The 22,215-nt window shown below is 72.6% G+C and carries 18 protein-coding genes; 10 read left to right on the top strand and 8 right to left on the bottom strand.

From position 1 onward, the window contains the following. Window positions 1-131 precede the first annotated feature (131 nt). The 3 genes from ACIA8L_RS31850 (at window position 132) to ACIA8L_RS31840 (ending at window position 4,731) form a co-directional block, all read left to right on the top strand. Window positions 132-497: an STAS domain-containing protein gene (locus tag ACIA8L_RS31850; RefSeq protein ID WP_395910292.1), complete on the top strand. Its 366-nt coding sequence runs from the start codon at window positions 132-134 to the stop codon at window positions 495-497. Further along, complete coding sequence (locus ACIA8L_RS31845) at window positions 494-2,575, top strand: SpoIIE family protein phosphatase (protein WP_395910291.1); 2,082 nt, start codon at window positions 494-496, stop codon at window positions 2,573-2,575. Before ACIA8L_RS31850 ends, ACIA8L_RS31845 begins: the two co-directional genes overlap by 4 nt. A 113-nt stretch (window positions 2,576-2,688) precedes the next feature. Beyond that, on the top strand, window positions 2,689-4,731 hold the full coding sequence (locus ACIA8L_RS31840) for a fibronectin type III domain-containing protein (protein WP_395910290.1): 2,043 nt from the start codon (window positions 2,689-2,691) through the stop codon (window positions 4,729-4,731). 62 nt (window positions 4,732-4,793) lie between these two features. Here ACIA8L_RS31840 and ACIA8L_RS31835 read toward each other — a convergent pair whose 3' ends face one another. Further along, window positions 4,794-5,378 (bottom strand): hypothetical protein, encoded by a 585-nt coding sequence (locus ACIA8L_RS31835; protein WP_395910289.1) that lies wholly within the window; start codon window positions 5,376-5,378, stop codon window positions 4,794-4,796. A gap of 292 nt (window positions 5,379-5,670) precedes the next feature. Then, complete coding sequence (locus ACIA8L_RS31830) at window positions 5,671-5,922, bottom strand: hypothetical protein (protein ID WP_395910288.1); 252 nt, start codon at window positions 5,920-5,922, stop codon at window positions 5,671-5,673. Window positions 5,923-5,928: 6 nt separating this feature from the next. On the opposite strand from ACIA8L_RS31830, the gene ACIA8L_RS31825 reads away from it, so the two are divergent. Next, window positions 5,929-7,692 carry an ATP-binding protein gene (locus tag ACIA8L_RS31825; RefSeq protein ID WP_395910287.1) on the top strand — a complete coding sequence of 588 codons (1,764 nt, stop codon included), beginning with the start codon at window positions 5,929-5,931 and terminating at the stop codon, window positions 7,690-7,692. A gap of 46 nt (window positions 7,693-7,738) precedes the next feature. Here ACIA8L_RS31825 and ACIA8L_RS31820 read toward each other — a convergent pair whose 3' ends face one another. Next, the gene (locus tag ACIA8L_RS31820) at window positions 7,739-8,866 is read right to left on the bottom strand and encodes an ROK family protein (protein WP_395910286.1); all 1,128 of its coding nucleotides are present in this window, start codon (window positions 8,864-8,866) and stop codon (window positions 7,739-7,741) included. Window positions 8,867-8,953: 87 nt separating this feature from the next. Between ACIA8L_RS31820 and ACIA8L_RS31815 the strand changes: the two genes are divergently transcribed. From ACIA8L_RS31815 to ACIA8L_RS31800, 4 genes are read left to right on the top strand one after another with little or no spacing between them, the layout of a single operon-like run. Further along, on the top strand, window positions 8,954-10,207 hold the full coding sequence (locus tag ACIA8L_RS31815) for an ABC transporter substrate-binding protein (protein ID WP_395910285.1): 1,254 nt from the start codon (window positions 8,954-8,956) through the stop codon (window positions 10,205-10,207). Continuing rightward, window positions 10,204-11,160: a carbohydrate ABC transporter permease gene (locus ACIA8L_RS31810; protein ID WP_395910284.1), complete on the top strand. Its 957-nt coding sequence runs from the start codon at window positions 10,204-10,206 to the stop codon at window positions 11,158-11,160. Before ACIA8L_RS31815 ends, ACIA8L_RS31810 begins: the two co-directional genes overlap by 4 nt. Then, a complete protein-coding gene (locus ACIA8L_RS31805) occupies window positions 11,157-11,999 on the top strand; it encodes a carbohydrate ABC transporter permease (RefSeq protein ID WP_395910283.1) in 843 nt (280 codons plus the stop codon). The genes ACIA8L_RS31810 and ACIA8L_RS31805 overlap by 4 nt, the downstream gene beginning before the upstream one ends. After that, window positions 11,996-14,083: an alpha-galactosidase gene (locus ACIA8L_RS31800; protein WP_395910282.1), complete on the top strand. Its 2,088-nt coding sequence runs from the start codon at window positions 11,996-11,998 to the stop codon at window positions 14,081-14,083. The genes ACIA8L_RS31805 and ACIA8L_RS31800 overlap by 4 nt, the downstream gene beginning before the upstream one ends. A gap of 9 nt (window positions 14,084-14,092) precedes the next feature. Here the strand turns inward: ACIA8L_RS31800 and ACIA8L_RS31795 are convergent, their stop codons facing one another. The 4 genes from ACIA8L_RS31795 to ACIA8L_RS31780 all read right to left on the bottom strand — a co-directional run bounded on the left by ACIA8L_RS31795 (window position 14,093) and on the right by ACIA8L_RS31780 (window position 18,165). After that, a complete protein-coding gene (locus tag ACIA8L_RS31795) occupies window positions 14,093-15,925 on the bottom strand; it encodes a methyl-accepting chemotaxis protein (protein WP_395910281.1) in 1,833 nt (610 codons plus the stop codon). A gap of 126 nt (window positions 15,926-16,051) precedes the next feature. Continuing rightward, a complete protein-coding gene (locus ACIA8L_RS31790; RefSeq protein WP_395910280.1) occupies window positions 16,052-17,071 on the bottom strand; it encodes a medium chain dehydrogenase/reductase family protein in 1,020 nt (339 codons plus the stop codon). A gap of 64 nt (window positions 17,072-17,135) precedes the next feature. Then, entirely contained in the window at window positions 17,136-17,678 is a 543-nt protein-coding gene (locus ACIA8L_RS31785; protein WP_395910279.1) for a TetR/AcrR family transcriptional regulator, read from the bottom strand. Between the two features lie 46 nt (window positions 17,679-17,724). Next, window positions 17,725-18,165, bottom strand: a complete 441-nt coding sequence (locus tag ACIA8L_RS31780; protein ID WP_395910278.1) for a pyridoxamine 5'-phosphate oxidase family protein — start codon at window positions 18,163-18,165, stop codon at window positions 17,725-17,727. A 40-nt stretch (window positions 18,166-18,205) separates the two neighbouring features. Between ACIA8L_RS31780 and ACIA8L_RS31775 the strand changes: the two genes are divergently transcribed. Beyond that, window positions 18,206-18,736, top strand: coding sequence for a MauE/DoxX family redox-associated membrane protein (locus ACIA8L_RS31775; RefSeq protein ID WP_395910277.1), 531 nt, complete (start codon window positions 18,206-18,208; stop codon window positions 18,734-18,736). Window positions 18,737-18,944: 208 nt separating this feature from the next. Beyond that, window positions 18,945-21,719, top strand: coding sequence for a BTAD domain-containing putative transcriptional regulator (locus tag ACIA8L_RS31770; RefSeq protein WP_395910276.1), 2,775 nt, complete (start codon window positions 18,945-18,947; stop codon window positions 21,717-21,719). Between the two features lie 19 nt (window positions 21,720-21,738). Here the strand turns inward: ACIA8L_RS31770 and ACIA8L_RS31765 are convergent. Then, window positions 21,739-22,215: IS5 family transposase (locus ACIA8L_RS31765; protein WP_395910275.1), on the bottom strand; the 477-nt coding region annotated here is incomplete at its 5' end.

Here is a 22,215-nt window from a genome sequence, read left to right as displayed (position 1 = left end):
GGCCCTGGGCTGCGTCGATTCTTGGCGCCGGCGGCGGGCCGGTGGTGTACTTCCCGCGGCCGGACGGTGCCGCGACGACGGGGGTTCGCGGCGTCAGGCTCGGATCGGCGTTGGGGCAAAAGGGTAGCGGCATGACGGATTTGTCGGTCCACACCGCGGTGCGGCCGGGCGGCGTCACGGTCCTCACCGTGCGGGGCGAGATCGACTGGACGAACAGTCACCGGTTCGATGCCGCGGTCCAGGCCGCGCTGGCCGGGCCGCCGACCCACCTGGAAGTGGACCTGACGGCTGTCGTATTCATGAACTCGGTCGGGCTGGCCATCCTGCTGGCCGGCGGCCGCCGCGCGCGCGAGGAGGGCATCGTGTACGACGTCCGCCCGGGGCCGATTGTGGCGTTGCTGCTGGAGCGCACGGGCACGGCCGGCCTGCTGAGTGTCGGGACGCCGGCGCCGCGCGCCGCCGGCCGCCGGTGGCGGTCAGGCGGAGGCGCTCCATGATCTGGCCGGCGACCGGGCGGAATATTCGGCCCGCGACGCGCGAGCGGGCGGCGAGCGTGCGGCGGCTCCTGCCGTGGGCGGCCATCGCCCTGCTGCTGGCCGTGGGCGTTGCCGGCAGCACCGCGGCCGCCGTGCAGCAGCGGCGGCTGGCGGAGGAGCGCGACGCCGCGGCGGCGAAGGCGGCGGTGGCGTCGGTCAAGGAGTCGCTGACGCGGGCGCTGTCGGCGTTGCGCGGCGTCGACGGGCTGGCCGCGGACGGCGTGGTCAGCGACGTCGAGTTCGACCTGTTCGCCCGGGACGTGCTGACGGACTCGCCTCTCGTGTCGCTGGCCCGCGAGGTGGCGGTGCCGAGGGCCGGCCGGGCGTCGTTCGAGCGGGAGCGCGGCTTCCCGATCAGGGAGCGCGACGGGGCGGGCGAGCTGGTCGTGGCGGCCGAGCGCGACGTGTACATCGCCGTGGTGCAGGTGGTACCCCTGGACGGAACGACCCGTCCGGTGCTGGGCTTCGACATCGGCAGTGAGGCCGTGCGGGGCCCGGCGGTCGGGCGGGCCCGGCAGTCCGGCGGGCCGGTGCTGGCCGGGCCGACCGGGCTGGCGTCCGACAACCGGCCGGGCGTGTTCGTGGTCGACGCGATCATGCCGGGCGGGGCCTCGTCCGCGCCGGTCGGCTACGTGTCCGCGGCCCTCGCCGCCGACGACCTGCTCAGGAGCGCGGCGTCGGCCGCGGGGCGGACGGTCGAGCTCGGGCTGGCCGTCGGCGGGACGACGCTGACCGGCTATGCGGGGCCCGGCACGCGGCGCGAGGTCGCGGCCGGAGGCCTGACGCTGACGATCGTCGCGCACGACCGCTCGCCGTTCGACCCGGCACTCACGCTCGCGATCGGCGTCTGCACCCTGCTGCTGACCGCGGTCTCGATCACGCTGCGAATCCGCAACGTGCAGCTGGACCGGGCCCGCCGCACCGCCGCCGCCGAGCAGCAGATCGTGGCGCAGCAGGCGGCGGCCTTCGCGGCGCTCGCCGCGGAGCTGTCCGCGGCCGCCCACACCGACGATGTCCTGGCGGTCATCGCCCGCCTGGCGCCCGACGTCCTCGGTGCGCAGACCGTCGACACGATCATGGCCGAGACCGAGACCGAGACCGCGACCGGCGCGGCGCTCGGGCCCGGTGCGGGCGCGGGCGCGGGGCCGCCGGTCACCGAGACGCTCGAGGCGATGCCCGGACCCGACAATGCGGTGGTGGGCTGGCTCGTCGTGCGCTGGAAGGAGCCGCTCGTCCCGGACGCGCGCGGCACGGCGGCGCTGCGGGCCCTGGCCGGCCTGTGCGCCCAGACGATCATCCGGGCCCAGCTCTCGGAGGCCGAACGGCGGGTCGTCAGTGCGCTGCAGCAGGCCCTGCTGCCCTCGCCACCGCCGGTCCCGGGGATCGAGACGGCGGTGTACTACCGGCCGGCGGCGGACTCGGTGGCCATGGGCGGCGACTGGTACCAGTTCGTCGCGCTGCCCGACGGCTCGCTGATCGTGCTGGTCGGCGACGTGGTCGGGCACGGTGTCGCGGGCATCGCGACGATGGCCCGGCTGCAGTACCTCGTGGCCGCGGCCGTCGACACCGGCGTGCCGATGGCCGAGACGTTCAGCTTCGTCACCGGGAAGCTTCCGCTGGTGCCGGAGATGTACGCCACCGCGCAGCTGCTGCACGTCGACCCGGCGGGCCGGCGCGTCGGCCTGCTCAGCGCCGGCCACCCGTACCCGCTGCTGCGAACGGCCGACGGCAATGCGGTCGCGCTGACCGGTGGCCGGACCCTGCCGATCGGCGTGCCCGCGAGTCCGGTCACCGTCGAGTATGTGGAGGTGCCGCCCGGCAGCATCCTGCTCGCCTACACCGACGGCCTCGTCGAGGGCCGCGGGCAGCCGATCATGGAAGCGATCGACAAGCTCGGCCGCGCCTTGGCGTCGGCCCTGGCCGAGTCGGCGCCGGCGATGCTGCAGTCCGTGCTGTCCGCCGCGCCGCCCGGGTTCCGGGCCGCGGACGACGACGTCGCCGCCGTGCTGATCCGGCTGGCCGGCGCTCCCGGCCGCTGATGGTCCAAACGGCAACAATCCTTGCAAAACCGTGAGGCGGATGTGAGTTTTGCCCTATTTTGTGGCTAATGGTGCCGGTGGCTCGGCCGGCGCCGGCCACGGGGGTGGAGAACTTGGAACGCCTGAACGTCAGGTCCTGGCGGGCGGTGGCTGTCGTCGCGGTCGCCGTCGTCGGCGGCATCGCAGCGGCACCACAGGCCGCGTTCGCCGCGGATCAGCATCAGCAGCAGCATCATCATCGTCACCAGCGGACGCACGGCCCCGCCCGCGCCCCGCACGATCCGCCGCCGCGGCCCGCCAGTCGCGCGGCGCACGCCGCCAACCCGGCGAACAAGGCCGCGCACACGGAAACGGACGGAACGCGGACGGTCAACGCGCCGAGCACGACGCCGCCCGCGCACGCCGAAACCGCCGGCGTCGCACTGACCGCGGCCTGGGGGGTGTCCACAGTGGATATCGGCACCGCGGTCGCCGTCGAGATCAGCATCGACCGGTCCACCACCGGATCGGTACTGTCCGGCCTCGGCTACACGTTCACCCTGCCCACCGGCCTGACCTTCTCCAACGGCACGGTGTATCGCACCAGCGCGGCCTGCAGCGGCGCCAACAACATCGCGATCGGCGCGACGTCGGTGACGATGACGAACTGGCAGATCAACTCCAACTACACGTTCTGCCGCTACACCGTGTTCGTCACACCTACCGCCTCCGGCCAGTACACCTTCCACAGCAGCTCGTTCACCGGCCTCACCGGCGGCGGCATGACCAACGGGGTCACCGACCAGACCCTCACGGTCAACTCGACGCCCACGCTGACCGGCTCGTTCACCCCGGACCAGATCAACTCGGGCGGCACGTCGACGCTCGGCCTGCACCTCGCCCGCACCGACGCCAACCCGACCGGCGTCTCGACCGGGATGAACCTCACCCTGGCGCTCCCCGCCGGCCTGACCGTCGCGAGCGGTACGCCCGCCAACACCTGCGGCGGCACGCTCACCGCGGCGGACGGCGCGATCACGTGGACGGGCGGGTCGATGACCGGAACGTCGACCTGTGACCTGTCCATCGCGGTCACGTCGACGACGTCGGCCACCTATGCGATGCCCAACACCGTGGCCACCACCCACGACAACATCAAGGTGAGTCTGAGCACGCCGTGCGGCCAGCAGGAAACCGCCTGCGGGACGCTCTCGCTGGCGGTCGTCGGCCTGGCTCAGTCCATCACCTTCGAACAGCCCCAGGAGTGGTCGCTGTCCAAAGGCACAATCAGCGTCGGGGGTACCGCCAGCTCCGGCCTGACCGTGGCCTTCACCAGCTCGACGCCGGCCGTCTGCACGGTCAGCGGGACGACGGTGACCCTGGTTTCGGCGGGCACCTGCACCATCGCCGCCGACCAGCCCGGCGACGCGACCTACGGGGCCGCGCCGACGGTCAGCCGCAGCTTCACGGTGGACCCGGCGACCGAGCCCCCCACGGCGGTGACCGCGGCCGCGGGCGTCTCGTCGGTGACGGTGACCTGGGCCGCGCCCACGACCACGACCAACATCACCGGCTACCGTGTGGTGGCGACGCCCGGCCCGGCGACCTGCACCACCACGGCCACCACGTGCGTGCTCGGCGGTACCGCCGGGACGACCTACACCTACACCGTCACCAGCCTCAACGACTACGGCGACTCGGTCGCGGCCGGTCCGTCGAACCAGGCCACACCGGCCGCGCCGATACCACCGGCCCAGCCCCCGTCGACCACCCTGACCCTGACCACCGACAAGGGCGCCATCACCACGGCCGCGCCGGCCCAGCGGATCACCGTCATCGGCACCGGCTTCGCCCCCTACTCGACCGCGTCGATCGTCGTCTACTCGTCGCCGGTCACGCTGGGCACGACGGTCACCGACGGCGCGGGCAGCTTCAGCCAGGCGGTCACCCTCCCGGCCGCCCTGACCGCGGGCCAGCACCAGGTGATCGCCTCCGGTGTCGACCCCAACGGCGCACCGCGGGCGATGAAGCTGGCGGTGACCGTCCGCGGCCCGGCCGCCGGCGGCTCCCTGCCCGTCACCGGGACCAACACGCTGATGCTGCTGCTCATCGGCGTGGCCGCCACGACCGGCGGCGGCACGCTGGTGCTGGCCGGCACCCGGCGCCGCCGCGCGTAGGCTCCACGGGCGGGCGCCGTCACCGCTGTGGCCGGCGCCCGCGCCGCGCCGGTGCGACGATCTCACGAGGGGCGTGCGGGGCGTCGCCGGACGTTGAACGACGTGAGGGTCAGCGTCAGCCCGCCGATCGCGGCGCTGACGGCGATGATCACCGATGGCATGGTAGGAGCGCCGCAGCCCTGCATCACCGCCGGGAGCCGGTGGAGCGGGTCGGTGCGGACCATGACCAGCGCGCCGTCGTCCAGGTGCCCGGAGGTGCATACGGTCCAGCCCAGATCGCGCTCGGAGGCGGCCGCCGTCACGCGGTACTGCGGGCCGCACCGGGTGCGGTCGGTGTCGAGGCACCGGTGGGCGGTGACGACCGCGGGGGTGTCGGTGCCGTGCTGCTGCACGTACCAGCTCGGGAAGCCCAGGCCGAGCGCGCCGCTGGCGAGCATGGCCAGGACGCCCCGGACGACACCCCGGCGGCCGCCGTCCCCGTCGGCGATCTCGACCAGTATCAGGCACGTGACCAGCGCATACACCGCGCCCAGGAGGAGCAGCCACCGCGGTCCGACGGCCGGCGCGACCAGCAGCAGCGCCAGCCACACCGTGACGTGCAGCGCCGCCACAGCGCTCCGGCGCAGCACCCAGCGAACCGTCGCCACGCGACCATTGTGCCGGTACCGGCGCCGCGGGCTTGGTATCCTCGGCCTCGGCCGTGACGGTTGTGCGGGCGAATTGGAGCACACTGACCTGCGGCTCGGGCGGTGTCGGCCCCGGTCCTGCGTCAGCTGCGCGGCCGGCAACCCGTTGAGCGCACAGGAGAAGCTGAGCCTGCTCGGTGCCGGCTGGTCGGAGTACGCCAACACCGTGCGCGGTCCCGGCTGAACCCGATCGGACGCCGCCGCGATGTGGGTGCCGCGCGGGTCGCGGTCGTGCTCGGCGGACCGGTTTCCCTCAAGCGGGCCGCGACGCTGCCGAATCCGGTGATGTGCCGGAGCAGATGCATATTCTGGCCAACTCGGTGATCATGACCGCGTACGCGGCGATCACCGTGGCCATCGTCGTGCCGGTCGCGCGGGCCGGGCAGCTGCGGACGAACAAGCTGGCCACGGCGACGGCGATGATCTTCTTCAGCTGCTCGGTCGGCATGGTCTGCACGCGCTGATGGCGCTGCGCGCCGCCGCCCAGACCGCCGATGCCGGTCATCCGGGCATGGTCATGGCCGGTCCGTCGATGTTGTCGGCCGGGTGGGATGTGCTCACCGCGGCCGTCGGGGTCTACTACTGGACGCTGCGGCGCGCGTACGGCGTGCTGCTCAGCCGCGGCGCGATCTACCTCGACCCGACCGGCAAACAGGTCCTCGACGAGGCCGGCGCCCGGGAGCGGGCGGCCCGCGACGCCGCTGAGGCCCATCGGGCCACGCTGGCCACCGTCGTGCAGCACAGCGACGACGCGATCATCGGCCTGAACCCGGAAGGCGTCATCACGGCCTGGAATCACGGTGCCGAACGCATTTTCGGCTATGTGGCCGATGAGGTGATCGGCCGGCCCGGGGCGATGCTCGCCGACGACCCCGGCGGCCGGCACCAGCGCGACACCCTGGACCGCATCCGCCATGGCGAGCGCAGCATCAGTTACGAGGCCCAGCGGCTGCGCAAGGACGGCACCCCGGTCGACGTGTCGTTCAGCATCACGGCCATCACCGACCCCGCCGGAGCGGTCATCGGCATCTCCGTCACCGCCCGCGACGTCACCGCGGCCCGGGAGGCCGCCGAGCGGCATCATGCCATCACCGAGCGCACGCATCAGGCACAGCGGATGGAAAGCCTCGGCAAGCTCGCCGGTGGCGTCGCCCACGACTTCAACAATCTGCTGGCCGTCATCGCCAACTACACCGACTTCGCGCTCGAACAGACCGCCGGCCAGACCGAGGTGCAGGCCGACCTGTGGCAGGTCCGCGCGGCCACCGACCGGGCCACCAACCTGACCCGGCAGTTGCTCACCTTCACCCGCGGCGACGCGATCCAACCGCAGCACGTCGACCTCAACGGCGCCGTCATCGAGATCCGCGACATCCTCGGACGCACCATCGGCGAGCACATCACCCTCATCGCCCGGCCGAGCCCGGAGACGCTGACCGTGCACATCGACCCCGGCCAGCTCCAGCAGGTGCTGCTGAACCTCACCATCAACGCCCGCGACGCCATGCCCGACGGCGGCACCATCGTGCTGGAAGCGGGTATGACCAGCCTCGACGGCGATGAGCTCGCCATGCAGCCCGCGCTACCGGCCGGCGCCTACGCCCGGCTGGTCGTCAGCGACACCGGCCACGGCATTCCCCCCGAGGTCGCCGCGCACATCTTCGAACCCTTCTACACCACCAAACCGCGCGGCAAAGGCACCGGCCTGGGCCTGGCCACCGTCTACGGTGTCGTCACCGAGGCCGGCGGCGGGATCAACCTGTACTCCGAGCCCGGCATCGGCACCACGTTCCGCATCTACCTGCCGGTCGTCGGCAGCACCGAGCGCTCGGACACCATCACACCGGCACAGCGCACGGCGTCGCCCCCGGGGCAGGGCCGCACGGTGCTCGTTGTCGAGGACGAGGCGCCGCTGCGGCGAGTCGTGGCCCGAATCCTCACCGGTGGTGGGTATCACGTCCGCACCGCCGCCAACGGCGCCGAGGCGCTCGACCTGTTCGGCCAGTACGGTGCCGACATCGTGCTCACCGATGTCATCATGCCCGAGATGCTGGGCACGCACCTGGCCGCGCTGCTGCAGGCCGAACACCCGGACCTCCCGGTGGCGTACATGTCGGGGTACAGCAACGGCCTTCTCGGTACGACGCACATCCTGGACGACGACATCGTCTTCATCGAGAAACCCTTCACCGCCAGCGACCTGCTCACGAAGCTGGCCGAGGCGTGGCCGGAGCAACGGCGGCCCTCGAGCCGCGGGCGTGGCCCGGGCGGATGACGAAGCCGCACCTCGGCGTCGCACCGATCGCCGGGGGCGGCGGCCGTCAGAGGGCGCCGAGGACGTTCTGGATGCCGACGACCGCCGCGCCCCTGGCCCAGTCGGCGAAGGTCAGCGGCGCGGTGGTGATCTCCAGGCGGCAGCGCTGGGCCTCGTCGGGTCCGGGGCGCAGCCGCTCGTCGACGGTCGCGGCCAGGGCGGGGGAGTCGGCGACGGCCGCGACGTCCTCGCCGGCCAGGACGATCCGGGTGGTCTGCAGGGCGCCGGCGAAGGTGGCCACCGTGTGGCCGAGGGCGCGGGCGGCGGCGTCCAGGACCGCCGTCGCCGCCTGGTCGCCGGCCGCCCGGGCGGCGACGAGGTCCTCGAAGCCCCGGCCGGCGTGCCGTTCGAGGTCGTCGCGGTTGAGGTAGGCGGCGACGCAGCCGCGGTGGCCGAGGCCGCAGCGGGGGCCGGTGCCGGTGACGGGGGCGTGCGCGAGGAGGTGGCCGTTGTCGACCAGGGACTCCACGACGACGCCCTCGCGGACGACGCCGAAGCCGAGACCGGCGCCGATGGTGAGGAGGCCGAAGGTACTGTGGCCGCGCCCCGCCCCGAACCAGAGCTCGGCCCGGGCCAGGGCGGTGACGTCGTTGGTCACCACCACGGGGCCGCCCAGGCGCTCCCGCAGGGCCGCGCCGAGGTCGACGTCGTGCCAGCCCAGGAACGTGCCCTCGCGGACCACGGAACGGCCGGTGACGATGCCGCCGAGGGACACGCCGACGCCGTCGACGGACGGGACCCGGCGGGCGAGGCGGTTCGCGAGCTGGGCGATGACCTTGACCGTGCCGGCGACCGGGGTGCCGGCCGGCAGTGCCGCCCGGGCGGAGGCCTTGACCTCGCCGTAGATGTCGCAGACGACGCCGTAGGCGGTGTCGCCGGTCAGCTTGCAGCCGACCACGTGCCGGGCCCCGGGCAGGACCGACAGGATCTGGCGGGGCCGGCCGATGCCCGGCTGCGGCTCCAGGTCCTCCACGAGGATGCCGCCCGCGACCAGGGAGCGGGCCAGCCGGGACATCGAGGCGACGGAGAGCCGCAGCGTGTCGCCGAGGTGCCCGCGCGAGGCGGGGCCGTGCGTGAGCAGGTGCCGGGTGACCGCCAGTTCGCCGGCGGACAGGCCTGCTGGTTCGAGGGCCACGAGGCCAGATTACAAAGGCCTCTTGTTTCGTCGATGTTACGAGGTTACTTTCAACCAGGATGGAAAAAAGTCGATTGAGGGGTCGCTATGTCGAGCCGATCGATGTCCACCGGTGCCGTCCTGCTGCTGCTCGCCGCGGCGATGCTGTCGGCCTGTGCCCGCGACGCGCGCACCACCATCACGTTCTTCCAGTTCAAAGGCGAGGCTCAGCAGTACTTCCAGGACCTCGCCGCGCAGTTCGAGCGCGCGAACCCCAGCATCCGCGTCATCGTCGACAACCCCGCCGACCCCGAGACGGCGCTGCGCACCCGGCTCGTGAAGAACGACGTCCCGGACGTGCTCACGCTCAACGCCAACGGCACGTTCGGCGAGTTCGCGACCGCGAAGATCTTCAAGGACTTCCGCGACGACCCCGTCCTGGCCGGCGTCAACCCGGCCTATCTGCGGGTCATCGGCAATCTCGGGGCCGGCTCGAAGGGCGAGGTCAACGGGGTGCCCTTCGCCGCCAACGCCAGCGGGCTGCTGTACAACGAAGAGCTGTTCGCGAAATTCGGCGTCGCCGTGCCGAAAACATTCGCGGAGCTCATCGCGGCCGCGAAGACGTTCAAGGCGGCCGGTGTCACGCCGTTCTACGGGATGCTCGCCGACGCCTGGACCGCGCAGTCGCCGCTCGCGCCGCTGTCGGCCCAGCTGCAGCCGGCCGACTTCTTCCAGCAGCGCTTCCAGAACCGCACGACGTTCGCGGCCGGCTGGAAGAGCACCGCTGATGAACTGGCGCAGCTGTACCAGTACACCCAGCCGGATCCTCTGTCGAAAGGCTATGAGGACGGCACCGCCGCATTCGCCCGCGGCGAGTCCGCGATGCTGCTCCTCGGCTCCTACGCCGTGCCGCAGATCCGCAAGGGCAAGCCCACGTTCACCGTCGGCAGCATGGCGTTGCCGGCCACCGACGATCCGGCCCGGACCACCCTCGTCTCCGGCGTCGACGTGGTTATCACGGCCGCGCGCAACGGTCCCCACCCGCAGGAGGTAGGCAAGTTCATCGACTTCCTCATGGGAGAGAAGATCATGCAGGACTACTGCGCGGCCCAGGTCGCCATCCCCGCCCGCACCGGCCTGACGAACGACGATCCCGCGCTCACCGGCATTCGCGAATATATTCAGAACGGCCGGATCGTGGGCTTCACCGACCACCAGTTCATCCCGGCCATTCCCCTCGCGCCGCTGCTGCAGTCGTTCCTGCTGACCGGCGACGAACGCACATTCCTCGACGGCCTGGACAGCAGCTGGGACAAGGTCGCCAAACGCCGGACCTGGGCCCTCGGGGCGGTGCAGTCATGACGACCGAGAAGAGTGCGGTGCGGGCCACGGATACCCTGCGCGACGAGCCGCGCATCGACCGCCGGGATGACCCGCCGAAGCCGCGCGGTCGCAAGCTGTTCCCGGTCGCCTACTACGTCATGGTGCTGCCGGCGTTCGTGCTGTTCTTCGTCTTCCACACGATCCCGGTCATCCAGGGCGTCTACTACAGCTTCACCGACTCGCCCGGCTACGGACCGTCGAAGCTCGTCGGCCTGCGCAACTACATCGCGCTGTTCACCGACCCGCGGGTGCTGCACGCCTACTGGTTCACGTTCCTCATCGCCATCGTGGCGACGATCGCGGTCAATATCGTGTCCCTGGCGGTCGCGGTCGGGCTCAACGGCCGGATCAAATTCAAAACGACATTGCGCGGGGTGTACTTCATCCCGAACGTGCTGGCCATCCTCGTCGTCGGCTACATTTTCAACTACCTGTTCTCCAACTCGCTGCCCGCGCTCGGCGAGCAGCTCGGCATCGACGCGCTCTCCACCTCGCTGCTGACGAAGGCGAGCACGGCCTGGATCGGGATCGTCATCCTCGCGGTGTGGCAGGCCGCCGCGTTCAACATCATCATCTACATCGCCGGGCTGCAGACGGTGCCGGCCGAGGTCCTCGAGGCGTCCAGAGTGGACGGTGCCTCGGCCTGGCGGCAGTTCCGCAGCATCACGTTCCCGATGATCGCCGGCTTCTTCACCATCAACATGGTGCTGTCGCTCAAAGGGTTCCTGCAGATCTTCGACCACATCGTCGCGCTCACCGGCGGCGGCCCCGGCACCGACACCGAATCGGTGGCGCTGCTCATCTACAAGGGCGGCTTCCAGGGCGGCGAATACGGCTACCAGAGCGCCAACTCGGTCGTCTTCTTCATCGTCATCGTCGGGTTCTCCATCGTCCAGCTCAACGTCCTGCGCCGCCGGGAGGTGACCGAGTGACCACGTTCGGTGTGAAACGCCGCCGCAGCACCGTGAACTGGTGGCTCACCGCGCTGCTCATCGTGTTCGCGCTGACGATCGCGATTCCGCTGTACTTCGCCGTCGTCACCGCGCTGAAGACCCCCGACCAGCTCACCGGCACCGGCTTCGGCCTGCCCGGCACCCCGCACTGGGACAACTTCGCGACCGCCTGGCGGCTCACCGACTTCCCGGTCGCCGCGTTCAACAGCGCCGTCATCACCGTCGGTGCCGTCGTGCTGACCCTGCTCACCAACTCGATGGTCGCCTACGCCATCGCCCGCAACATGCACCGGAAACTGTTCAAGACGCTGTACTTCTACTTCGTCTCCGCGCTGTTCGTCCCGTTCCCGATCATCATGCTGCCGGTCGCCAAGGAGACCGCGATCCTGCACCTGGACAACCGGGTCGGGCTGATCCTGCTGTACGTCGTGTACGGGCTCGCATTCAACATCTTCATCTTCACGGCGTACATCAACAGCATCCCGCGCGGCCTGGAGGAGGCGGCCGCCATCGACGGCGCGTCGACCTGGGGCATCTTCTGGCGGGTCATCTTCCCGCTGCTCAGCCCCATGAACGCGACCGTCGGTATCCTCACCTGCCTGTGGGCCTGGAACGACTTCCTGCTGCCGCTGGTCATCCTGTCCGACCCGCGTTCGGCGACCCTCCCGCTGGTGCAGTACGTGTTCCAGAGCCAGTTCCAGACCGACTACCCGGTCGCGTTCGCCAGCTATCTCATGGCGATGGCGCCATTGCTGATCGTGTATGTCTTCGCCCAGCGGTGGGTCATCTCCGGCGTCACCCGCGGCGCGATCAAATGACCCCGGCCGCGCATCTCATCGGCGCGCCGGGCGAGACCGGCCTGGTCCTGCTCGACCACCCCGACCGGCTGCCGACCGCCGTGTGGTGCGGCGTCGTCACCCCGGACACGAACGCGGAGGACATCGTCACCCTCGGTGGCCACGGCGTCAGCCTGCTCCCGGAGGCCTCCACCATCTGGTACGGCCGCCCGGGCCTCGCCGGTCACCGCGGCGGCACGGAGCCGGGCGCGTGGTCGACCCGGTTCATGCCCCTCGACGTCGCGATCGACGAGCACGGCGCCCGCATGCACGCGCACGACCCGGTGGCGGCCCTGGGACTGGTGACGGAGATCGAACGGGTCGCCGGTGGCCTCCTGCGCATCCGGCACACGATCACCAACACCGGGACGACCCCCTATTTTCTCGAAGCCCTGGAAGTGGTACTGCCGGTGCCCGATCGGGTCACCGAAGCACTCGACTTCACCGGGCGGTGGGCCCGCGAACGGGTGCCGCAGCGGCATCGGATCGGTGACGGACTGTGGCTGCGCGAGAACCGGCGCGGCAAGACCGGGTTCGACGCGGCGACCGTCCTCACATGCGGTACCCCCGGAATCGCTTTTGGCTCTGGAGAAGTGTGGGGCGTGCACGTCGCGTGGAGCGGCAATCACCGGCACCGCCTCGAACGCACGCCGCTCGGGCGGATCAGCCCGACGATCACCACGCTCGGCGGCGGTGAACTGCTCCTGCCGGGCGAGGTGACGCTCGGTCCGGGGGAGTCCTACGCAACGCCGTGGGTCTACGCCGGTGCCGCCCGGGACGGTCTTGACGGGCTCGCCGCACGGTTCCACGCGTTCCTGCGCGCCACGCCCGCGCACCCGCACAGTGACCGGCCGGTGACGCTCAACGTGTGGGAGGCGGTGTTCTTCGACCACGACCTCGGCCGGCTGCGCGAACTCGCCGACCTCGCCGCCCGGATCGGCGTCGAACGGTACGTGCTCGACGACGGCTGGTTCGGTGGCCGCCGCCACGATGCGGCCGGACTCGGTGACTGGCTGGAGTCGCCGGACGTCTGGCCCGACGGCCTGGCCCCGATCGTCGAGCACGTGCACGCGCTCGGCCTGCAGTTCGGGCTGTGGTTCGAACCGGAGATGGTCAACGCCGACTCCGACCTGTATCGCGCCCACCCCGACTGGATTCTCGCCAGCGGCGGCCGCATCCCGCCCGAGGAGCGCAACCAGCACATCCTGGACCTGACCCAGCCGGCCGCGTTCGCGCACGTGCTGGGCCAGATGACCGCGGTCCTGGCCAAGTACGACATCGACAGCGTGAAATGGGACCACAACCGCGACGTCATCGAGGGCGGCTCCGCCACCGCCGCCGGCCGCCCCGCCGTGCACGCCCAGACCGCCGCGTTCTACCGGCTGCTGTCGACGCTGCGGACCCGGTTCCCGGCCGTGGAGTGGGAGAGCTGCGCGTCCGGCGGCGGCCGCATCGACCTGGCGGTGCTCTCGCTCGTTTCCCGGGTGTGGACGTCGGACCAGAACGACGCCCTGGCCCGGCAGTCGATCCAGCGGTGGACCGCCCAACTGGTCCCGCCGGAGTATCTGGGCGCGCACGTGAGCGGCCCGCGCTCCCACCAGACCGGCCGCCGCCTGCCGTTGGACTTCCGCTGCGGTACCGCCCTGTTCGGCCACTTCGGCATCGAGTGGGACATCACCACCGCCACCGACGCCGACCTCGCCGCCCTGGAGCGCTGGATTCAGGTGTACAAGGAGCATCGCGCTCTGCTCCACAGTGGACGGCTGATCCGCCTGGACCTGGCCGAGCCGGGCGCCTGGGTCCACGGCATCGTCGCGCCCGACCGGTCGGCCGCCGTCTTCGCGTATGTGCAGCTGGACGACCTCGACCACGAACCCCCGGCGTTCCTCATTCCCGGCCTGGCGCCCGATCGCCGCTATCTGGTCACACGGATCGATCCCGGCCGGCGCCCGGACTACACGCCCCCGCCGGGCCCGGTCAGCGGCGCGAGCCTGGCCGACGTCGGGCTGTCCGGCCCGCCACCGGCCCCGCTGACCACGACGATCGTGCACCTGCGCGCGGCCTGACCGGACCGCTCAGCCGCCGGCGCCGGGCGTCACGGCGGGCGCCGGTGGGCCCCCGCCGATCAGGTCGTCCAGGAACGCCTCGATGGTGCCCGCGGCGACGGCGCTGAGCCCGGCGAACTCGATGCCGGCCTCCTCGCCCTCGTCGCCGTCGATCAGCCGGACCACGCGGCCCCGCACCGTGAGCGGCCGGTCGCCGAGCCGCATCGTGATTTCCAGATCGTCCCCGGGCCGCGGGTGCCAGCCCGGCCCGGTCGTGCACCGCACGCCGCTGACGCTCAGGTCGAGCATGTTGACCGCGTGCTCGTCGGCGCCGGACCGCACCGTCACCCGGTCCTCGACGGTGACGCGATCGTGCCGGCGGCGCTCGAGGCGCTCGGTCACCTGCGACAGCGCCTCGATCCGCCCGACCGCCTCCCGCACCCCGTCGACGAGCTGGTGCACGGCCTCCCGCTGGCGGGCCGAAACGCCGGTGAGCTGGGCGGTGGCATCCCCGATGCGGACCACGCCGGCGCTCATGTCGGCGATCACCGACGCCATGGCCGACGCGTCCGTGCCGAGCGCCTCGACGGTCGTGGCGATCTGGTCGGTGGAGTCCTTCGTCTTGGCCGCCAGGGCCTTCACCTCGCCGGCCACGACACTGAAGCCGCGGCCGGCCGCCCCGGCCCGGGCCGCCTCGATGGTGGCGTTGAGCGCGAGCAGGTTGGTCTGCCCGGCGATGGCGGCGATGAGTGTGGCGATGCCGTCGACCTGGCCGAGGCTCGTGTTGACCGCGCCGACGACGGTGTCCGCGGTGGCGGCCCGCGCCACGACCGTACGGGTCTCCTCGTCGGCCGACGCCGCCTCCCGCTCGATCGCGTTGGCTCCCTCGAGGACCGTGCCCGCCCGGTCCAGGACGGCCTGCAGCTCGGTCACGACGGCGCCGCCGGTCTGCTGGACGATGTCGCCGGCGCGGCGGCGGGTGCTCTGCTCGGCCAGCCGCTGCCGCACCGTGTTGCGCACCAGCTGGGCCTCCTTCGCCGCCCGCTCGCGCTGCAGGCTGTCCTCCTGGGCGTGCAGCGCGTCCAGCATCGAGTCGAGCTGCCGGCCGAGGTCGCCGATCTCGCTCGTGTCGCGGTTGGCGCCGATGCGGCGGCCGCGGTCGGCGGCGGCGAGCAGGTCGCTGATCCGCCGGGCCGAGCCGATCACGGCCCGCAGGAGCAGCAGCGCGACGGCGACGGCGAGGGCCAGCCCGACGAGGATGATCGCGGGGACGGCGTAGCGGACGCGGGTGAACTCCCGGTTGGACTGCGCCACCCGGGTCTCCGCGGCGGCGACCTCCGACTCGAACAGCTTGTCCAGCGGGTCGGCCATCGCCTCGTTGGCGTCGGCGAGGGCCCCGTTGGCCGCCGCGTACGCCTCCGCCGTCCGGCCCGCGTCGGCGGCGGCGATGACCTGCTGGTCGCGGACGGTGCGCCAGTCGTGCAGCCGGCCGGCGAAGTCGTGCATGAGCTCCTCGCGGCCGTCGCCGGCGCTGTCATGCGTGCGCAGATACGCGGCGATGTCGTCGTCGGCCGTGCGGTCGGTGTCGGCGATCTCGCCGCGCAGGGCCGAGCGGTCGCCCGGCGCGGCCGCGAGGTACTGCCACACCTGGACCCGGGTGTCGCCTTCCATGTCGCGCAGGTCGCCGAGCGCGGCGAGCGGCCGCACCGAATGCGAGTGCAGCTCGATCACGCTCCCGTGCGTCTGCCCCAGCCCGACGAGCGCGATGGCGCTGCCGAGCGCGGCCGGGACGGCACAGACGGCGACGACGAGGTACACGCGGGCCCGCAGCGACCGCCCTCTGGTCCGGTTCGCCAGCTTCATCGCACCACCCTCCACCCCAGTCGATCGGCACCGGCGGCGACGGCATGATCAGAACGAGCGGTGATATTCATCCGCCCTGGTCGCCCGGCGCCGGGCGACCAGGGCGCCGACGCGCGTGCCCGATGCTCAGGGGACGAGCACGACCTTGCCGGCGACGGTGCCGGACTCGGCCAGGCGCACGGCTTCGGCGGCCTCGCGCAGCGGGATGCGGGCGGCGACCTGCGGGGTCAGGGTGCCGTCGGCGAGCAGCGCGAACACCTTGGTGAGGTCGGCGCGCAGCTTCGCCTGGAACGCGGTCCGGCGGCGGTGGCCGGCCCAGAGGTTGTAGAAGTGGGCGCGGCGGCCGTTCGGAGCCAGGTTCCACGCGAGGAGGCGGGCGAACAGGCCGTAGATGGGGAGTCGGGAGCTGCCGGTGGCGTCCCTGGTGGCGGCCGTGCCGTATGAGACCAGTGCCCCGCCCCGCCGCACGAGCCGCCAGGACTCCACGATGCCGGGCCCGCCGACGTGGTCGAAGACAGCGTCGTAGCCGTCGGGGGCCAGGTCGCGGGCGAGCCGGTACACCTGCGGATCCTTGTAGTCGATCGGCTCGGCCCCGAGTGCCCGCAGCGTGTCGTGATGGCGTGGTGACGCTGTGCCGACGACCCGGATCCCGGCGGAGCGAGCCAGCTGGGTCAGCGTGGACCCGACGCCGCCGTTGGCCCCGAGGACCAGGATCGTGCCGCCCCGGCCGACCCGGGCGATGCGGTGCAGCATCTGCCACGCGGTGACGCCGTTGACCACGACCGTCTCGGCCTCGGCGGGGTCGACGCCGTCCGGCACCGGCACCAGGTGGCCGGCGTCGACGAGCACCGCGGTGGCCCAGCCGCCGGTCTTCGTGACCGCCGCGACCCGGGCCCCGGCGAGCGCCCCATCGACGCCGGCGCCGACCTGCTCGACCCGCCCGACCAGGTCGTAGCCGGGGACGAACGGGAACGGCGGCTGGTCGTAGTACTTGCCGCGGCGCATCTGCTGCTCGGCGAACGAGACCCCGCTGGCCTCGAGCCGGACCAGGGCCTGCCCGGGGCCGGGGGCGGGGAGCTCGCGGTCGCGGACCAGCAGGCCGGCGGGCTCGACGATGCCCGGCAGGACGATTTCGGTGGCGTTCACGGGGACCTCCTGAAGTAAGTATGTGTGCACTGACTCACAAAAATGGACAGAAAAACGGGGCGCGTCAGCGCACGTGCGTCATGCCGGACGTCAGCGCCCGCGCCCAGGACTCGTCGACGTCGTCGAGCCCCGCGGTCACGATGAGATGGCACAGCTGGCCCAGCGCGATGAACTGCTGGATGTGCGCGTCGCCGGCCCCGATGGAGCGCAGGAACGCGACCAGGCGCTTGTAGCCGGCCTGCACGGCGGCCTTGACCTCCGGGATGTCCGTACCGCTCTGGGCCTGCACCTGCAGCATGAGCAGGCTCTTGTCCGAGATCAGCCGGGCGTAGGCGTCGCCGAGGTGCTCGAGGAGCCGCTCCGGGCTCCGGTCGGGCGCGGTCTCGGCGGCGGCTTCCAGGGTGGCGAGGATGCGGTCGTAGCAGGCGTCGATGGCCGCGAGGAACAGGCCGAGCTTGTTGGTGAACAGCCGCAGCGCGTACGCCTCCGAGATGCCGGCCGCCGCCGCGACCGCGGTGACCGGCGTCGCGTGGTACCCGTTGCGGGCGAACACGGTGACGGCCCGGTCGACCAGGACGGTTCGGCGGTGCTCGGCGGTGCTGCGCATGTAAGTGAGTACACACAAACAAACTCCGCTTGTCAAGCGCTGCCGGTCAGGGCGTGACGGGCGCCCGTTCGTCGCGGGGGGCGGTCGGGTCGAGGACCCAGTGCTCCCGGACGGTCGCGCGATACAGGCGGAACGGGCCGCCGTCCGCGATCTTCTCCGGTGGGAACGGCTCGGCGCCCTTGGTGAAGCAGCCGCGGTTGAACGCATCCAGGCCGTCCGGGTCGATGGAGGCCCGGGCCGACATGTACACCGCCTTCGCGCCGCCGACCGGCACCGTCGAGTCATACACGACCAGGCTCACCTGCGGGCGGACGGCCAGGTTGCGCGAGTGCCGCGTGTCCGGGCGGGAGAGCCAGAGCACGCTTCGGTACCCGTCCAGCGCGTAGAACACCGGCGACACCCACGGTTCGCCGTGCTCGTCCGCGGTGCCGAGGACCACGTATCGGTTCTCGTCGAGCAACTCCCGGGCGAACGCGTTCAGATCCATCGCCTGAGGATAGGCTGGCATCGATCACGGGGAGGACGCTATGGGGTATCTCGAAGTAGCGGCCCGGCTACTGCTGGCCACGGTGTTCGCGGTGGCGCTGTTCGGGAAGGTGACGGGCGGCCGGGCGTACGCGGCGTTCGCCGACTCGATCGCGCGGATGCGTGTGCTGCCGGCCCGGGTCGCCCGGCCGGCCGCGCTCGCCTCGGTCGTGACCGAGGGCGCGGTGGTCCTCCTGCTCGTGCTGCCGTGGCGGTGGGCCGCCGTCGCCGGGTTCGTGCTGGCGGCCGGGCTCCTCGCCGTCTTCGCGGCGGCCATCGCGATCAGCCTGCGCGGCGGCAACCGGGCGCCGTGCCGGTGCTTCGGGGCCTCGGCGACGCCGCTCGGCAGGGGACACATCGTGCGCAATCTGATACTCATCGTGATCGCCCTCACCGGGCTCGCCGCCGCCGCGGCCGTCGGGGCCGGTGCGGGCGCGATCGCCATCCCCGGAGCCGTCGTCGCCGGGGCGGCGGGGCTGGTCGCCGGCATCGTCGTCACCGCCTACGACGACATCGTGACGCTGTTCCGATAGGCGTCTCCGCCGCAGTGGCCTCCCCCCGTCGGCGGCACCCGGCCGCCGTGGAGGCCACCACGGCCGACGAGGCACCATGACATCGGCCGCTATCGTCGGCCTACGAAGTACCTACCGCGCAACCGGCGCCGACCGCGTCGACGCAGACGCAGGCGAGTCGACGGGCAGATTCGGAGGGAGTCGCGTGCGGTACCGGATGCTGGGCCCTTTGGAAATCGGTCCGGACCCACAGGTCTGGCGCCCCCGCGGCCGGCGGGAACGGGCGATGCTCACCGTCCTGCTCCTGCGCCCCCGCCGCCCCGTCAGCCTGGCCGAGCTCGTCGACGCCACCTGGGAAACCGCCCCCGCCACCGCCCGCCAGCAGGTCCACAGCACCGTCCACCGGCTGCGCACCGTCCTCGGTGAGGACACCGTGCAGACCGTCGCCTCCGGGTACCTCCTCGCCGCCGCCGACGACGAGATCGACCTCGGTGTGTTCAGCGCCCGGTCCGCCGACGCCCGCCGGGCCGTGGCCGACGGCCGCCTCGAGGATGCCGTGGCCCTGTACCGCGCCGCCGCCGCCCTGTGGCGTGGCCCGGCCCTGGCCGACCTCGACACCCCGCCGATGGCCGTGGAGGCCGCCCGCCTCGCCGAACTCCGATTGGCCGTGCTGGCGGAACGCTTCGACGCCGAGCTCGCCGTCGGTGGCGACCCGCTGCCGGAGCTGACCGCGCTGGTCGCCGAGCACCCCTACGCCGAACGTCTCCGCGCGCAGCTCATGACCGCCCTGCACCGGGCCGGCCGCCGGGCCGAGGCCCTGGCCGTCTACCGCGACGGCCACCGCCGCCTCGTCGAGGACCTGGGCATCGAGCCGGGGCCGCAGCTGCGCGACCGGCAGCAGAGCATCCTGGTGGACGACGCCGGCGCGGCCGAGCCGCCGGGGCCGTGCCTGCTGCCGCCACCGCCGCGCCCGCTCGTCGGCCGCGACGACGAGATCGCGTGGCTGCTGGCCCGCATCGGCGGGGAGGCGACCCGGATTCTCGCGGTGAGCGGCGCGGCCGGCATCGGCAAGAGTGCTCTGGTGTTGTCGGTGGCGCATTCGGTACGGTCGCGCTTCCCCGGTGGGCAGGTCCACGTCCGCCTCAGCGGCCTCGACGGGCCGTGGGAGGCGCACGCGTCCGTCCTCATCGCGCTGGGTGTGCCGCCGGCCGCCGTCCCGGCCGGGCCGGGGGAGCGCGAGGCCCTGTACCGGGCCCGGCTCGCGGCCCGCCGGGTGCTTCTGGTGCTCGACGACGCGCAGGACGCGGCGACGGTCCGCGCGCTGAGCCCCGGCATCGGCTCGGCCGTGCTGGTCACGAGCCGCCCGCGCCTGCTCGGCCTGACCGAGGCCGAGCACCTGTCGCTGGGCCTGCTCGGCCCGGGGCCCAGCCGCGCGCTGCTCGACGAGCTCGTCGGGGCCGTCCGCACGCAGGCCGAGCCGGTGGCGACGGGCGACGTCATCCGGTACTGCGGCGGCCTGCCCTTGGCTCTGTGCGTGGCCGGCGCCCGCCTGGCCGGCCGCGTCGAGCTGCCCCTGGCCACCTACTCGCAGCGCCTGGCCGACGAGCGCCGCCGCCTCGCCGCCCTGTCCACTTCGGACGGTGGGGTCGCCGCGAGCCTGCTCGTCTCCTACCGCGGCCTCGGTACCGCAGCCCGCTCCGCCCTGCGCCGCCTGGGTTCGCTGACCACCCGGCCGTTCCCGGCGTGGACGGTCGCGGCGGTCCTCGACGGCGACGCGGTGCGGGCCGACCCGGTGCTCGACGAGCTGAGCGACGCGCAGCTCCTGCAGAGCGCCGGCGGGGCCGCGTTCCAGCTGCACGACCTGGTCCGGCTCTTCGCCGCCGAACGCTGCACCGAGGAGGAGGACCCGGCCGACGTCCGGGCCGCCGCGACCCGGGTCATGGACGGCTGGCTGTCCCTGGCTCTGGCCGCGGTGTGCTCGTTCAGCGGCGACCGCCCCGACCGCGCCTGGGGCCTGAGCGCACTGGCCGAACCGGCGGGCGACCCGCTCGGCTGGCTGGACGCGGAGGCCGACGCGCTGGCCGCGGCCGTGCACCAGGCGCACGCGCTCGGCCTCGACGAGCACTGCTGGCGCCTGGCCTGGGTGCTGCGCAACTACCTCGAGACCCGCGGCCACTGGCGGCTGTGGCAGGAGACCACCGAGACCGGCCTGGCCGCCGCCCGCCGCGCCGGGTCCCGCATCGGCGAGGCGTGCATGCTGGTCTCCCTGGCCCAGCGGGTGGCGTCGGAGGGCGGGACCGTCGACGAGGCCGACGCCCTCGCGGCCTTCGAGATCTTCGACGCCGCCGGTCACGCCATGGGCCGCTCGATCGCCCTGTTCGCCATGGCCGAGATCGCGGAGTGGCGCCACAACGGCGACGACGTGCGCCGCCTGTTCCGCGCCGCGATCGCCGCCGCCCGCGAGTCGGGCGACGAGTACATGGCCGTCAACGCCGAGGGCAAGCTCGTCCGCTGGGACCACGAACAGGACCCCGACAGCCCCGCGGTGGCCGCCGCCTACCGTGACTGCCGCGACCGCCTCCGCGACCTGGGCGCGATCCGGCAGGCCGCGATGATGGAACGCCGCCTCGGCATGTGGTACGAGTCCCACGCCCGCCACGACGAAGCCCTGTCCTGCTTCCGCCGCAGCCTGCGCGACGCCCAGCAGCTCCGGGACGAGACCGGCGTCGCGTACCTCTCCCTCGACCTCGGCCGCCTCGACTGCGCCGCCGTCCGCACCCCGGCCGCGGCGGACCGGTTCACCGACGCGCTGACCATCTTCACCCGCCACGGCGACGAGACCGGCGCCGCCCGGGCCCGCCTCGAGCTGGGCCGCCTCCGCGCGGCCGAGGGCCGGGTGGACGAGGCCCGCACGCTGCTGAAGACCGCACACGACCGCTTCGTCGAGCTCGGCCACACCCACTGGTCCGACCACGCCGCCGCGGCCCTGGCCGACCTGCGCTGACTAGGCCGTGACTAGCGGATCATGGGGTGTGGTCGGGTACGGCGCGGAGCCAGTCGAGGGTTTCGACGAGGTCCACTGTGGCCTGGTAGCTCGTCAAGAGCTTGTCGTACCGGGTCGCCAGGCCGCGCCACTGCTTGCGGCGGCCGAACCCGCGTTCGACCTGGTTGCGGTCCTTGTACCGGATCGGGTCGAACGCTGGTGGCCGTCCACCACGTGATCCTTTCCTTGCCCGGTTGGCGATCTGGTCTTTCGGCTGCGGGATCACGGCCACAATCCCGCGGGCCCGCAACGCCGCCCGGTTCGCCCTGGACGAGTACGCCTTGTCCGCTGTCACCGAGTCCGGCCGTTTCCGCGGCCGGCCAACCCCACCCGGCCGGGCCACCGAGACGTGATCCAGCAGGGCGATCAGCTGCCGGGTGTCGGCAGCCTGACCGGGCGTGATCCGCGTGGCAAGCGACCGGCCACGCCCGTCGGCCATAGTGTGCACCTTCGTGGT

This window comes from Dactylosporangium sp. NPDC051541 (assembly GCF_044454505.1).
Taxonomy (GTDB): Bacteria; Actinomycetota; Actinomycetes; order Mycobacteriales; family Micromonosporaceae; genus Dactylosporangium.
The sequence above is the reverse complement of the archived record's forward strand: the minus strand, read 5'-3'. Positions and strand labels throughout refer to the sequence as shown.